The sequence below is a fragment of the Bacillus sp. SJS genome (assembly GCF_000732485.2).
In the GTDB taxonomy this organism is placed as follows: Bacteria; Bacillota; Bacilli; order Bacillales; family Bacillaceae; genus Metabacillus_B; species Metabacillus_B sediminis.
This window is the reverse complement of the sequence record NZ_JAQV02000031.1, coordinates 114,286-127,413: the sequence shown is the minus strand read 5'-3', so window position 1 is coordinate 127,413 and position 13,128 is coordinate 114,286. Positions and strand designations below refer to the sequence as shown.

The following is a 13,128-nucleotide window of genomic DNA, read 5'->3' as shown; positions in this document are numbered from 1 at the left end:
TTAGTCTGCGGCTTTTTCGTAGTCAAAAACAGGTTCCTTCCTTTCAGCATCAAATTCGACCAGCAGATCATTTCCGTCAAAGTACCATAAATCCCGTTCGCTGACGAAAAATTCAATTCCTTCAGCTTTTATGGATGCACCAGCATCTTCTATATCCTCTTTTGCTACTCCAAGACTAAATCCTTTTTGTATGGTGCTTGAACCGCCGTAGCGGACAAAGAACCGAACGGAGTCTCCAGCCTGTAAACGCAGTTCATCTTGGTACCATTTAGCTGCTTCTTTATTCACTTTGATTTTCATGCCAGCACTCCTTTATGTGATATTCATTTATTATAAGCTAATTTTAGCCTGATTGGCTAACCATTCATCGATCAAAGCCTCCGAAAATGATTCATTCATACAAAACAATGTTCTAAATAACTAGTTAAATAAGGATGCAGTGTAAAACATTTTTAAAAAAAACTATGTTCTAAATAATCAATTAATAATAAAAAATCAGTAATAATCGGAATGTGCTGTCAAAGCATGTTATGTTTTGACTAAACGTACAAGTATTGTATAAGATTTGTACATAAATAATAGAGAGGAGGGCCGTTGCAATTAATTTCCGGACTACACCAAAATAAAAGGAGAGATTCTAGTTGAAAAAATTAGCGATGATGGTCATTATCATGGTATTTGCACTAATGGGGACTTCAGTACTGGCAGCGGAATCAAAAAATGCGATGGTTCGGATTGTACATGCTTCGCCTGATGCACCGGCGGTTGATGTAACAGTAGATGGAAACACAGTAGTTGAAGGAGCAAAATTCAAGGATGCAACGGATTTTATGGCTTTGCCTGCCGGAAACCATAAAGTCGAAATTTTCGCAGCAGGAACTGTGGAAGAGGGAAAACCGGTCATCACCTCTGATCTGACTGTTGAAGCAGGAAAAATGTATACAGCTGCAGCTATTAACACACTTGATAATCTTGAACTGAAAATTTTGAATGACGATACAATGGTTACGGATGGCAAATCTAAAATCCGGGTAGGCCATTTTTCTCCTGATGCACCTGCAGTAGATGTTGCTGTTAAAGATGGGGATGTACTTTTCCCGGGAGCAGAATTTAAAGGAGTAACAGATTATATGGAAGTTGATCCAGGAAGCTATGATCTGGAAGTAAGAGCAGCGGGTTCAAAGGATTCCGTTCTTGACCTGGCTGGGACAGAATTGAAGGAGAACATGACGTATACCGTTCTGGCTGTAGGTTTTGCTAAAAAGGATCCGGCACTTGATGCCATCGTCCTGGAAGATCCAATGATGCCTGCCGGAATGCCGAAAACTGGTATGGGGGGAACATCAGAAAATGAGCATTCCGCTGCACCTTGGGCCATTTTTGCAGCAGCCGCGGGTTTAGGAGCTCTTGTTATTTATGGTAAGAAAAAAAGCACTCAGTAACATTGCTCTGATTCTTTTCCTGGCTGGATGCAGCGGAGTTCAGGAAAAAGAAGGAATGCCTCAGCCGGGTAAAACCATACCGATTGAAACTAAATCTTTGAAGGCTTCCTCAAGCTCTCAAGCACCTGTTCGAAAGCCTGAGGAAGGCTTAACGCCCGTAACCCTATCAATTCCTGCACTGGGAATCAATGCAAAGGTTGAGAAAGCCGGCCTTTTAAGCGATGGAACAATGGATGTTCCAAAGGATGATCAGAATGCAGCATGGTATAAGCAAGGGGCACGTCCTGGTGCATCCGGCAATGCCGTCATAGCCGGCCATGTCGATAACAAAACGGGACCAGCCGTATTTTTCAATTTAAAAAAACTGAAAAGCGGAGATGAATTAGCCGTTTTGGATGCAAATGGAGAAAGCCGCACGTTTGTTGTTGAAAAGGTTGAATCATACCCTTATGAACGTGCACCGATTCAATCCATTTTCGGCCGGACGAATGAGCCCAGACTCAATCTGATTACGTGCACCGGAACGTTTGACAAACGCAAAAAAACACACCTTGAACGGCTTGTTGTTTATACAAAACTAAAAAACAGCTGAACAAAGCCTTCTTCCAAATGGAAGAAGGCTTTTCTTCTTAGTACAAAAGGAGATGGCTTAATACAAGTCTTTTATAAACCGTTATTCCTTAACCCGTTGAACTGCAGCGCATAAACGGATTTGCTAAAAAATATGGTAAACGGCAGTCCGGTAAGTCACTTTAAGAAATTTCTACCCTTTTCTACAGTGAAGATTTTCAGGAGCAATTCACCTTTAGAATGTCTAAAAAAACTATGTTCTAAATAATCATAATAATAAAAAAACAACCAGTAATAACAGCAATCAGCCAAGGTCTAACTCGGGCTACGCCTCAAGTCTTACACTAAAATATGGCCAGGGATCATTATAGAAAAACGGCAGGGAAGGTAAGCTAGATACATGAAGGGAGATGAAAAAATGAAAAGAGCGGGATTGATAGCGGCTGCCTTTATAGCAGGTATAATACTGCTTGCCAATACAGGGCATATCATCGGTTTGGCGATTAGCGCCGCTATATTGTACTTTGCATTTAAAGGATTTATGAAAACAGATTCTACGGGTAAGAAAATCATCTGGGCAATAGGAGGTCTCATTGCTTTGAGTGCATCGCTTTCGAATTTTCCGGCGATTATCGGCCTGGCTGCATTGTACGCATTCATCAAGATTGTTAAAAGCTTAAAAGGAAAGCAGCAGGAACGTGAAAACCGTTCAGATGATCCTTTTGTCAACTTTGAACGTCAATGGTCTGAAATCAATAAATCCAAATAAGAAGGGCTGGAAAAAAACATGTCAAATTTGTTCACAAGATTAAAAGAAAGCATTACAGCTGATCTGCATGAAATCCTTGATCAAAAAGAGGAGAAAAATCCAATTGCTATGCTCAATCAATACTTAAGAGAATGCGAGAAAGAAACGGAAAAAGTAAGAGGGCTTGTTGAAAGGCAATATAAGCTGAAAGACGAATTTAAAAGAGAGCTTCAAGAAGCGACCCGTATGGCGGCTAAAAGGAAACACCAGGCGGAAGTCGCTGATCAGGCAGGGGAATCAGAGCTAAAGCAATTTGCTGAAAAAGAATATGAGCAGTATACGGACCGGGAGCAGCGTCTAACTAATTCCTTACGGGAGACATCCGCTCAGCTTGAACAGCTTGAACAAAGATACGAAGAAATGAAACATAAACTTAAGGATATGAATTTACGAAGAATGGAATTAATGGGCAGGGAAAACACAGCAAGGGCTCAGTCGAAAATGAATAAAGTGCTGAAGTCTTCAGAAGAATCAATGGCTTCATCCAGCCGTTTTGAAGAAATGGAACGATATATCGACCGCCTTGAATACCAGGTTCAAACCAACTACTACAGAAGTACAATTGATGCTAAAACGGAGGCACTTGAAAAAGGATTCAACTTACAAAAAACGAATTCTCCATCCTAAATAAACGTGGTATCCTAAAAAGGCGCAGTACTGCGCCTTTTTCACAATAAGGAGGCGATCGCCATTTTTGACAAACTAAAAACCGAAACCATTAACTTATTCCTGCTTATCGGGATCGCCCTTTTAGTGCTGGAGTTCACATTTCATGATGGAGGATCTGTCTTTTTTCTAGTCATCACCATTGGATGCATCTACTTCGGGCGAAAAAAAATGCCCCGTTCAAAAGGGAAATTACTCTTTTGGTTTGGAATTATCTCCTTTACCTTAACTCTCCTGAATACCTTTGCTTTTAAATTTTTAGTTTTGGCGATGCTCGGATATGCCATTTACCAGTATGTACAGAGCCAGAAAAAACCTCAGATGATAGTACCTGAGAGCGCAATCCGGCTTGATAAGGATCCGGTTGAGGGTATTGTCATGGAGAAGCCGCTTTTCAGTAATATTCTTTTTGGAAGGCAGCAGACACCTGAAGACATTTATGAATGGCAGGACGTTAACATTCAAACAGGTATTGGCGACACCGTGATTGATTTATCCAATACGGTGCTTCCAAAAGGGGAGGCCGTCATTTTTATCCGCGGGTTTATTGGAAATGTTCAAATTTATATTCCCTATGAATTAGAAGTTTCTCTGAAACATTCTGTCATGGCAGGAGCGGTAAACGTCCTGGATTACAAAGAGTCCAGAAAGATGAATAAAACGATTTTTCTTGAAACAGAGGCTTATAAGGATGCCAAGGAAAAACTTAAGATTTACACCTCTTTCCTTGTTGGGGATATCGAGGTGAGACGCAAATGAGCACACTGCTCCGCCATATTTTTTCAGGAGTCATTCTTTCCCTCATTCTGTTTATCGCCTTATTCAGCGTCTGGTTTATGACGTTCCCTCCCGATAATTGGTCCAGTCTGTGGGAAAGAGAAATTGGAGACCTTCCATTTATCTTGTTCGCACTGCTGCTTTGCATGCTGGCTGGTGCCTGCTATGGACTTTTTTCAGGATTCGGCCTGAAAAGACAGCTTCACATGATGAACTTATATTTGCAGGAACTCCAGAGCGGGAAACATCCAAACGCCGAATTTGAGAAGCCTTCATTACCTGAGCTGCAGCAAATATGGGATGGACTGGGCAGGCTGAACAAGCAGCAAACGGAACAAATAAAAATCTTTCAAAAGTCTGCCAATGAAAAAGCTGTTGATCATGAAAAACAGGTACAGGCGATGGTTTCCCTGGAGCGACAAAGATTGGCCCGGGAACTGCATGACTCCGTAAGTCAGCAGCTATTTGCCGCCTCCATGCTGATGTCGGCAATCAATGAGGGGGAAAGCAGCCCGGAATTGACCCGAAAGCAAATGAAGCTGACAGAGCAAATGATCCATCAATCCCAGCTTGAAATGAGGGCGCTGCTCCTGCATCTCCGTCCCGTTGCCTTGAAGGGAAAAACTTTAAAAGAAGGAATAGAGGAACTTCTTTCAGAGCTCATACATAAAGTTCCAATGACGGTGACATGGAAACTGGAATCTTTCAAACTCCCTAAAGGGGTGGAGGATCATTTATTCAGGATCCTGCAGGAGTCTGTTTCCAATACACTAAGGCATGCGAAAGCGGAACAGTTTGATGTGCTGCTTATCAGAAGGGAGCAGATGGCCATCTTAAGGATAACCGATGACGGGATCGGCTTTGATGTAGAGCAGGCAAAAACCGGCTCCTACGGCTTGCAGAATATTAAAGAAAGGGCAGCAGAGCTCGGGGGACTTGTTAAAATTATCAGTCTGCCGAACAAAGGAACACGGATAGAAGTACGAATTCCGCTGATTGAACAGGAAACGGGAGGAGAGACGTTGTGATACGCGTTTTATTTGCAGATGATCATGAAATGGTCCGAATTGGGGTTTCTTCTTATTTAAACGCTCAGGCGGATATTGAAATTGTAGGGGAGGCAGAGGATGGGCTCCAAGCTCACGAACTTGCCCTTAAACTAAAGCCTGACATCATTTTAATGGATCTTGTTATGAAGGAAATGGACGGGATTGAAGCAACCCGTAAAATTATCGGAGATTGGCCAGAGGCAAAGGTCATTATCGTAACGAGCTTTCTGGACGATGAAAAAGTTTACCCCGCTCTTCAGGCTGGTGCTGCAAGCTACATGCTTAAAACCTCAAAGGCGAGCGAAATTGCGAGAGCCATCCGCGAAACGTATAAGGGGCAGTCCATCCTTGAACCGGAGGTAACCGGAAAAATGATGCAGAGAATGAGGCAGCCCCAAGGCTCGCACCTTCATGATGAGCTGACAGCAAGGGAAATGGAAATTTTGCTTTTAATGGCTCAGGGGAAATCCAATCAGGAAATGGCAGATGAGTTATACATTGCTTTGAAAACAGTAAAGGTCCATGTGAGCAATATTTTAAGCAAGCTGGAGGTCCATGATCGTACCCAAGCGGTCATTTATGCATTCAAAAATGAATTGATTCAATAAAAATGAGCCCTTTGCCAGGCTCATTTGTTTGTTTTAAGAGGCGTGAGCACGTGATTTTCAATGGAACGGTTGAGCTTTGGGTTGACTCTTTTCAATACCTTCACCCGATATTGTTTCTTGTTCTTGCTGGTTACAATGGTGGGAATGAATTCAGGATCCCCTACGAATATCTTTACAGATGTACCTGTAGATTCTTTTGTAAATGGAATTTGGACAATACCGCCGATATCTTTATATTCTCCCTGCTGACCGGACAGAAAGTTCCCTAAGGAGTAAACAACGAGCGTTCGATGCCCGTTCTCGTTCTCAATCCATTCCATCGGCTGCAGGACATGAGGATGGTGTCCAATAACGACATCTGCACCTGCGTCAGCCAGGATCGCCGCAATCCGCTTTTGCTCCTCATTCGGAAACCGCTGATATTCCACTCCCCAATGTACGCTGATAATGGCAAAATCAGATAAAGATTTTATTTCTTTCGTCTCCCTCTTCATTTTTTCAACATCTATCAAATTAACAAGGAAGCGCTTTCCTGAAGGAACTGGAATTCCATTTGTACCATATGTATAGCCTGCAAATCCAAATTTAATTCCATTTTTATTAATGACTCTCGGAGTAAGGGAATCTCTTGAATTTTTATAGGCTCCAATGTAAGGGAGCCCCTTTTTCTCATAGTATGCAATCGCATTATAGATGCCTGCAGGACCTTTATCGAGTGCATGATTGTTCGCCATATTCACGATATCGATTCCCGCATTTATTAGAGCGTCTCCAGCTTCATAGGGCGAATTGAACGAAGGGTAGGAGGACAAACCGAGTGAAGCACCTCCAAGGATGGATTCCTGATTAATATATGCGAGATCTGTATTTTTAAAGAAGGGACGAATCTCTTCAAGCATCGAGTTAAAATTGTATTTATTTTTACCAGTTAGGGCGTCTGTATAGACTTGGCTGTGAAGAAGAAAATCACCTGCAGCAGAAAGGGTGGCTTCTGCTTTATAAGGCTTATAGGAAATAGATAAATGATTGGAGGGCTGTTTCGTAATTTGGCGCGGCTTCTCACTTTTTCGGTTCCATAACAAGAACGCAGATACCGTCATGCAAACAAGTATAAACAAGCAGGTTATTAGTATTTTTTTCATGGCCGTTATTCCTTATCTTTGTTAGATTTCTGAATATTTCTAGTTTCATCATATCGGAACATCGATGGAAATAAAAGAGCAGAAAAAAGCTGTCCCATTGAAGGACAGCTTAAGGCTACACTGCTTTTTTTCCGAAACGGACTTTAGGCTCTGTGCCATTTCGGATTCGGCTAATGTTTGCCCGATGTCTATAGATGACGAAAAAGGTCATGACACACGTGATCGCAATTAGCCATACATCTCCTAAAACAATAGAAAAGACAACAGCATACAGTCCTGAAAGCATGGAGGACAGGGATACATACTTTGTCAGCAGCAGAAGAATAAAGAAAAAGGCGAGCATCGTGATAAAGAGAACGGGTGCGTAGAACAGGAGGACCCCGCCTGAAGTCGCTACCGCTTTTCCGCCTTTGAATTTCGCGAATACCGGAAACATATGTCCTATGACAGCGAAAATTCCGGCAAGCAGCGGGTGAAATTCACTCCCGAACCATAGAGGAACGGAAGCGGCGGCTGTTCCTTTTAAAATATCTGAGAGGGTCACAATCAAGCCCGCTTTTACGCCAAGCGTCCTGAACGTATTGGTTCCGCCGAGGTTCCCGCTCCCATGCTCCCGGATATCTATCCCGTATCCGGCTTTTCCAACAATGAGACCAGAAGGAATGGAACCAAGCAAATAAGCAATAATGATAATAAGCGCAATAATCATGAACTTCCGGACTCCTTTAATTCTTACTGTAATTATTTATAGTTTATCATGACAAGCGCTATTCAACTAGCATCCAGTGAAAATCTCTTTCACCTTACGTTTGCTTAAAGTCTTGAATCTTCTATACAATATAAGAAAAGGAGTGAGCATACATGATTGAAAATCCTTCAAGAGACGAGATTCGCAAAATATTACAATCAAGCAAACGAATTGCAGTTGTAGGGCTTTCCTCAGACCCCAACCGAACCTCCTATATGGTCAGCAAAGCAATGCAAGCAGCCGGCTATGAAATTATTCCGGTTAACCCCACAATTGATGAAGCTCTTGGCGTAAAAGCGGTACCTGATCTGAAAAGCATTGAAGGACCGGTAGATATCGTGAACGTATTCCGAAGATCTGAATTTCTGCCTGGGGTTGCAGAGGAATTTTTGCAGATTGATGCAAAGGTCTTCTGGGCCCAGCTTGGTGTTGCTCATGAAGAGACATACCATAAGCTGAAGGAAAAAGGCTGCACGGTCATCATGGACCGCTGCATTAAAGTCGAACATGCTCTGACGAAATAACGAAGTCCCGCTTCTCCAATGGAGCGGCCTTCTTTCTCATTACTCACATTTTTTCCCTTTTCCTGCATTCAGCATGAAAAACTGCAGCAATTTCCCTCATAAAACAGATCCATTTTCATCGCTTTTTCAAGAAAATTCACTGCTCCTGACAAATTTAGGTTTGCGAAATACAGCGGAAAAGATAAAATAGTGCTTGGACACATTCCTTTCATGTAAATTTTTCTAATTAATAAAGGGATGAAATAAAGCGTTGATCCATGCTCAGGAGGGCATACCTTGTCTAAAGAGCGGATCATGCGATACAATATAGAAACACACGTTCTCGTGAAGAGAGAAAGATAGCGGATGGTTGAAAGGAGTTCAAGTCTTTGGTTAAGCAGCAATTTGACTACAACGATGATGCTATACAAGTGCTGGAAGGGCTGGATGCAGTCAGAAAACGGCCGGGAATGTATATTGGAAGCACCGACAGCAGAGGGCTTCATCATCTTGTTTATGAAATCGTAGATAACTCAGTGGATGAGGCCCTTGCAGGCTATGGAGATGAAATCACTGTCATCATCCACAAGGATAATAGCATTTCCGTTAAAGATAAAGGACGGGGAATGCCTACCGGTATGCACAAAATGGGGAAACCCACCCCGGAGGTCATTTTAACCGTTCTTCATGCCGGCGGTAAGTTTGGCCAGGGAGGCTATAAAACGAGCGGCGGACTTCACGGTGTAGGGGCATCCGTTGTGAACGCTCTGTCTGAATGGCTGACTGTCACCATTTGCCGGGACGGTTTTATTTATGAGCAGCGTTTTGAAAACGGCGGCAAGCCTGTCACGACCCTGGAGAAAAAGGGGAAAACGAATAAAACCGGTACGACAATCCACTTTAAGCCGGACCCGATCATATTCAGTGCAACGGTCTATAATTTTGAAACTCTAAGCGAACGCTTAAGAGAATCTGCTTTTTTGCTGAAAGGGTTTAAAATTCAGCTGAAAGATGAGCGGGATCAGCTGGAGGAAACGTATTTTTACGAAACCGGAATTGAAGCCTTTGTTGAATACCTGAATGAAGAGAAAGACTCTCTCAATCCGGTGGTGTCCTTCGAGGGCACTCAAAACGGGATTGAAGCGGAGTTTGCATTCCAGTTTAACGATGGATATTCCGAAAATATTCTCTCATTTGTCAACAATGTCCGCACAAAAGACGGCGGCACACACGAAGCAGGAGCCAAGACTGCCATGACCCGGGCATTCAATGAATATGCTAGAAAAGCAGGACTCTTAAAAGAGAAGGATAAGAACCTGGAAGGGTCTGACATTCGCGAGGGATTATCCGCAATTGTTTCTGTCAGAATTCCGGAAGAGCTTTTGCAATTTGAAGGACAAACGAAGGGCAAGCTTGGTACGAGCGAAGCAAGATCAGCTGTTGATGCCATTGTTTCTGAGCATCTGGCCTACTTCTTTGAGGAAAATCCGGAAACGAGCACCCTGCTCGTCCGTAAATCCATTAAAGCGTACCAGGCAAGGGAAGCAGCCCGTAAAGCCCGGGAAGAGGCAAGAAGCGGAAAGAAAAGAAAGCGTTCTGAAACGAATTTAAGCGGAAAATTGACACCAGCACAGTCCCGAAATCCGCAGAGGAATGAGCTTTACCTCGTGGAGGGAGATTCAGCCGGCGGCTCTGCGAAGCAGGGACGGGACCGGAAGTTCCAGGCTGTCCTTCCTTTAAGAGGAAAAGTCATCAATACGGAAAAGGCAAAGCTTCAGGATATATTTAAGAACGAAGAAATCAATACCATTATTCATGCCATAGGAGGCGGCGTCGGTGCCGAATTTATGGTTGAAGACATTAATTACGATAAAGTGGTCATTATGACGGATGCCGATACAGACGGAGCGCATATTCAAGTGCTTCTTCTCACCTTTTTCTACCGGTATATGAAGCCGCTTATAGAAGCCGGGAAGGTTTTTATCGCTCTTCCTCCGCTTTACAAGGTGAGCAAAGGCACCGGCAGAAAAGAAATAGCAGAATACGCCTGGTCAGATGAAGAGCTTAAAGTGGTTCAAAAAAAAGTCGGCCGCGGAACCATCATCCAGCGTTATAAAGGTCTTGGAGAAATGAACGCTGATCAGCTGTGGGAAACGACGATGAACCCTGAAACACGGACCCTCATCAGGGTGAGAATTGATGATGCAGCAAGAGCCGAGCGCCGTGTTACAACGTTAATGGGTGACAAGGTGGAGCCGCGAAGAAAATGGATTGAGCGCAATGTTGCGTTTGGCCTGGAAGATGAAAGCAACATTTTGGAAAATGAAAATTTGTCGGTCGCAGAGGAGGATTAATCTATGGCACAAACAGAAAAATTTCATGACTTGCCATTAGAAGAAGTATTAGGCGACCGTTTCGGACGTTACAGCAAATACATTATTCAGGATCGTGCCCTGCCGGATGCCCGAGATGGTTTAAAGCCGGTGCAAAGAAGGATTCTTTATGCGATGTATGCAGAAGGAAACACCCAGGAAAAAGGCTTTAGAAAATCGGCTAAAACGGTCGGTAATGTTATCGGGAACTACCATCCGCATGGAGACTCCTCCGTATATGAGGCCATGGTGCGGATGAGCCAGGACTGGAAAGTGCGGAACCTGTTAGTGGAAATGCACGGAAACAACGGAAGTGTGGACGGTGACCCGCCTGCAGCGATGCGTTATACAGAAGCCCGTCTTTCTGCTATCGCTTCTGAGCTCTTAAGAGATATTGATAAAGAAACAGTAGAATTTATTCCGAACTTTGATGATACAAGCGCAGAACCCGTCGTTCTTCCTGCGAAATATCCGAACCTTCTTGTTAACGGTTCAACTGGGATCTCAGCTGGCTATGCGACAGAAATACCTCCTCATCACCTAGGGGAAGTCATTGATGCTGTCATTAAACGCATTGATCATCCAGAGTGCACCGTTGACGATCTGATGGAAGTCATTAAAGGACCGGATTTTCCTACAGGCGGGATCATCCAGGGGATTGAGGGTATTAAAAAAGCCTATGAAACAGGAAAAGGCAAAATCATCATCCGCAGTAAAGCAGAAATAGAGAACCTTAAGGGCGGCCGTCAGCAAATTGTCATCACTGAGATTCCTTACGAGGTTAACAAAGCGAATCTCGTTAAGAAAATGGATGAATTCCGGATTGAACGGAAAGTGGAAGGCATCTCTGAGGTTCGCGATGAAACCGACCGTACCGGACTGCGTGTTGTTGTTGAACTAAAAAAAGACGCCAATGCTGCCGGCGTCCTGAATTATCTTTACAAAAACAGCGATCTGCAAATTCCTTATAATTTTAATATGGTCGCCATCGCGGGAAGAAGACCGACACTGATGACGCTTCCCTCCATCCTGGATGCCTACATCGCCCATCAGAAGGAAGTCATTACGAACCGGTCTGTTTATGAGCTGAGGAAAGCAAAAGAGCGCCACCACATCGTGGATGGCCTTATAAAGGCTCTTTCCATCCTGGATCAGGTCATTTCGGTTATCCGTGCATCAACAGATAAAAAGAATGCAAAAGAAAACCTGATTGCTTCCTTCGGCTTTACCGAGCCTCAGGCAGAAGCCATTGTAACCTTGCAGCTATACCGTCTGACCAATACCGACATTACCGCTCTTCGGGAAGAAGCGAGTGAGCTTGACCGCAAAATCCTTGAGCTTGAAGGAATTCTGAACAATGAAAAAACGCTATTTCAAGTAATCAAGACCGATTTGAAAAAACTAAAGAAAACCTATCACGATGATCGCAGATCGATTATTGAAGCAGAAATTGAAGAGATTAAAATCAATCTTGAAGTAATGGTTGCGTCTGAAGATGTGATCGTCACCGTGACAAAGGATGGCTATATCAAACGGACGAGCCAGCGTTCCTTCTCCGCATCAAGAAGCCAGGAATTCGGAATGAAGGAAAAAGACAGGCTGATCTCCCAGCTTGAGATGAATACAAAGGATGTTCTGCTTCTCTTTACAAACAAAGGCAGCTACCTGTATTGTCCGGTTCATTCTCTTCCTGATATCCGCTGGAAGGACATGGGGCAGCATATCGCCAATATCATTCCAATTGACCGGAACGAATGCATATTGAAAGCGATACCGGTTAAAGAATTCACGGAACATCAATATTTGCTGTTCATCACGAAGAACGGCATGGTGAAAAGAACAGAGCTTACGGCTTATAAGGCGCAGCGATATTCAAAACCGCTCGTCGCCCTTAACTTAAAAGAAGATGATGAGCTGATTGATCTGCACTTAACCGATGGCCAATCCGAGATATTCCTCACCACACACGTGGGATACGGTCTGTGGTTTGGCGAAGAGGAAGTTAGTTTAGTAGGTGCGAGGGCAGCGGGAGTGAAAGGAATCAGCCTGAAGCCGGACGATTATGTAATCAGCGGTCAGATTTTTGAGAAGAATACAGCTCCATCCATTCTTGTTGTGACCCAGAGAGGCGCTGTAAAACGAATGGACCTGACTGCAGAATTTGAGCGGTCGTCACGGGCTAAGCGCGGCCTGATTATGCTGAGAGAGCTTAAGAAGAATCCTCATCGCCTGATGGGATCCTTCCTGACGAATAAAGATGTGATGATTTACCTCAAAACCGCAAAAGGACTTGTTGAGTCTGTGCGATCCAGCTCTTACCGCAACAATGACCGCTACAGCAACGGTTCGTTCGCTGTGGATGAGCACGAAGCCGGCACCGTTACAGAAATTTGGACGAACGGCTGGATAACAGAATAGATACCGAATGCCTGAGAGACTGAAT

At 43.7% G+C, this 13,128-nt stretch carries 13 protein-coding genes; 10 read left to right on the top strand and 3 right to left on the bottom strand.

The window, feature by feature from the left end; genetic code table 11:
- Entirely contained in the window at positions 1-300 is a 300-nt protein-coding gene (locus AS29_RS18160) for a HesB/YadR/YfhF family protein (RefSeq protein ID WP_035411602.1), read from the bottom strand.
- 341 nt (positions 301-641) lie between these two features.
- Between AS29_RS18160 and AS29_RS18155 the strand changes: the two genes are divergently transcribed.
- From AS29_RS18155 to AS29_RS18125, 7 genes are all read left to right on the top strand, one after another.
- The gene (locus tag AS29_RS18155) at positions 642-1,442 is read left to right on the top strand and encodes a DUF4397 domain-containing protein (protein WP_035411598.1); all 801 of its coding nucleotides are present in this window, start codon (positions 642-644) and stop codon (positions 1,440-1,442) included.
- A complete protein-coding gene (locus tag AS29_RS18150; RefSeq protein ID WP_035411595.1) occupies positions 1,417-2,034 on the top strand; it encodes a class F sortase in 618 nt (205 codons plus the stop codon). Before AS29_RS18155 ends, AS29_RS18150 begins: the two co-directional genes overlap by 26 nt.
- Positions 2,035-2,430: 396 nt before the next feature.
- A complete protein-coding gene (locus AS29_RS18145) occupies positions 2,431-2,781 on the top strand; it encodes a lmo0954 family membrane protein (RefSeq protein WP_035412067.1) in 351 nt (116 codons plus the stop codon).
- 18 nt (positions 2,782-2,799) lie between these two features.
- The gene (locus tag AS29_RS18140; RefSeq protein WP_035411592.1) at positions 2,800-3,447 is read left to right on the top strand and encodes a PspA/IM30 family protein; all 648 of its coding nucleotides are present in this window, start codon (positions 2,800-2,802) and stop codon (positions 3,445-3,447) included.
- A 30-nt stretch (positions 3,448-3,477) separates the two neighbouring features.
- Positions 3,478-4,245: a cell wall-active antibiotics response protein LiaF gene (liaF, locus tag AS29_RS18135; protein WP_442854549.1), complete on the top strand. Its 768-nt coding sequence runs from the start codon at positions 3,478-3,480 to the stop codon at positions 4,243-4,245.
- Positions 4,242-5,291 carry a sensor histidine kinase gene (locus AS29_RS18130; RefSeq protein WP_035411586.1) on the top strand — a complete coding sequence of 350 codons (1,050 nt, stop codon included), beginning with the start codon at positions 4,242-4,244 and terminating at the stop codon, positions 5,289-5,291. Before liaF ends, AS29_RS18130 begins: the two co-directional genes overlap by 4 nt.
- Positions 5,288-5,920: a response regulator transcription factor gene (locus tag AS29_RS18125; RefSeq protein WP_035411583.1), complete on the top strand. Its 633-nt coding sequence runs from the start codon at positions 5,288-5,290 to the stop codon at positions 5,918-5,920. Before AS29_RS18130 ends, AS29_RS18125 begins: the two co-directional genes overlap by 4 nt.
- Positions 5,921-5,940: 20 nt before the next feature.
- Here the strand turns inward: AS29_RS18125 and AS29_RS18120 are convergent, their stop codons facing one another.
- Both AS29_RS18120 and plsY read right to left on the bottom strand, forming a co-directional pair.
- Positions 5,941-7,062: a CapA family protein gene (locus tag AS29_RS18120; protein ID WP_051860817.1), complete on the bottom strand. Its 1,122-nt coding sequence runs from the start codon at positions 7,060-7,062 to the stop codon at positions 5,941-5,943.
- A gap of 115 nt (positions 7,063-7,177) precedes the next feature.
- The gene (plsY, locus tag AS29_RS18115) at positions 7,178-7,771 is read right to left on the bottom strand and encodes a glycerol-3-phosphate 1-O-acyltransferase PlsY (RefSeq protein ID WP_035411579.1); all 594 of its coding nucleotides are present in this window, start codon (positions 7,769-7,771) and stop codon (positions 7,178-7,180) included.
- 155 nt (positions 7,772-7,926) lie between these two features.
- Between plsY and AS29_RS18110 the strand changes: the two genes are divergently transcribed.
- The 3 genes from AS29_RS18110 to parC all read left to right on the top strand — a co-directional run bounded on the left by AS29_RS18110 (position 7,927) and on the right by parC (position 13,103).
- Entirely contained in the window at positions 7,927-8,334 is a 408-nt protein-coding gene (locus AS29_RS18110; RefSeq protein ID WP_066099109.1) for a CoA-binding protein, read from the top strand.
- A gap of 368 nt (positions 8,335-8,702) precedes the next feature.
- Entirely contained in the window at positions 8,703-10,667 is a 1,965-nt protein-coding gene (gene parE, locus AS29_RS18100) for a DNA topoisomerase IV subunit B (protein ID WP_035411570.1), read from the top strand.
- Between the two features lie 3 nt (positions 10,668-10,670).
- Entirely contained in the window at positions 10,671-13,103 is a 2,433-nt protein-coding gene (gene parC, locus AS29_RS18095; RefSeq protein ID WP_035411568.1) for a DNA topoisomerase IV subunit A, read from the top strand.
- The last annotated feature ends 25 nt before the right edge of the window (positions 13,104-13,128 follow it).